The organism is Nocardia cyriacigeorgica, from assembly GCF_010858045.1.
Classification (GTDB): Bacteria; Actinomycetota; Actinomycetes; order Mycobacteriales; family Mycobacteriaceae; genus Nocardia; species Nocardia cyriacigeorgica_E.
This window is the reverse complement of record NZ_JAAGVC010000094.1, coordinates 1-1,220: the sequence shown is the minus strand read 5'-3', so window position 1 is coordinate 1,220 and position 1,220 is coordinate 1. Positions and strand designations below refer to the sequence as shown.

Below are 1,220 nucleotides of genomic sequence, written 5' to 3'. Positions count from 1 at the left end.
CCCTTGCTGGCCAGCACCTTCGTGGTCTCGACACCGAGGCCGCCATTGGCTCCGGTGACGACGAAAGTGCGCCCGGTCGAACCCTCCCCCTCCACCAAACTCTCCAAAAACCGCGACCTCCAACGCCGCCTCTGGGAAGAATCCGAACGCCTAACCGGCATCCACTACAAGTTCTGAAAGCGCTGGCACACAGGCTGTCCGCGCTCACGGCCCTCACAGGTTATGTGACGGGCCGATACGGTGTGTGACAGCTGGACGCCGCCGCCCAGGAGCCGGAGCGGGGCACGGGGTTGGGGCGGTTGAGGGCGGCCAGCCATCGGGTGGGGTGGTCGAGTTCGGACCAGGTCCAGCGCACGACCAGCCAGCCGAGAGCGCGCAGCGCGTCCTCGCGCACCTTCTCCTTGATCACCGTCGTCTCAGGCGACCCGCCTCGGTACTTGACCAGGCCGTCGAACTCACCGATGACGCCCCGTTCCGGGAACAGGAAATCGACCCGACCGACGAACTCTCCCCAGCCGTCGAGGATGGTCGCTTGCAGCTGCGGCGGTGGCAGTCCTGCCTCCCGCATGACGAGTCGGCTCAGCGACTCACCCGGGCTCTCGGCCCGGCCGTCGAACTGCGCGACCGCGCGGCGGGCGGCCGGGCAGCCGCGACTGCCCTTCGCCCGCTCCAACTGGACGGCCAGGCGGTCGGCGGTAGTACGGTCGCGAAGCGCGGCGTCGCCCAGGACGACGGCACGGGCGAGAGGGAGCTTCCGTGCCAGGTCGACGACCGTCCGCTCGACGGACGTCACCCGCAGTCCTTCGACCTCTACGACTTCGTCGGCGTCGAGAGCGGCCGTATGCACCCTCACCTTGGGGCCGGTCCGGGCGCCGGTCCGCCGGTTGCGGGTGACGTGGACCCGGTTCAGCGGTAGGCACCAGATCGGCAAGCCGTGAACGACCGCCGCCGAGATATGGCTGACCACTGCCTCGTCGCTCAGCTCGCGCGTCACCGCCCTCGTCAGCACCAGATGACGCGCCACCTCGCTCATAGCCGTGGCCTGCCCGGCCGGCACGTACTGACCCCGACAGACCCGCTGCCAGGCACGTCCGTAGAGCTCACGGTCGGCAACCCCCTGCGCCAAGGCAGCCCGTCGAGAGATCGGTTCCAACGTCCCCACCGCTACGATCCTGGCGCCCCCGATCCCCCACAACAACCACCTCCCCCACCACTGTGGA

Annotated in this window: 1 protein-coding gene; it reads right to left on the bottom strand. The window is 69.2% G+C overall.

What is annotated here, in order from left to right; all coding sequences use genetic code 11:
* Positions 1-220: 220 nt before the first annotated feature.
* Complete coding sequence (locus GV790_RS28835; RefSeq protein ID WP_175586032.1) at positions 221-1,033, bottom strand: hypothetical protein; 813 nt, start codon at positions 1,031-1,033, stop codon at positions 221-223.
* Positions 1,034-1,220 lie beyond the last annotated feature (187 nt).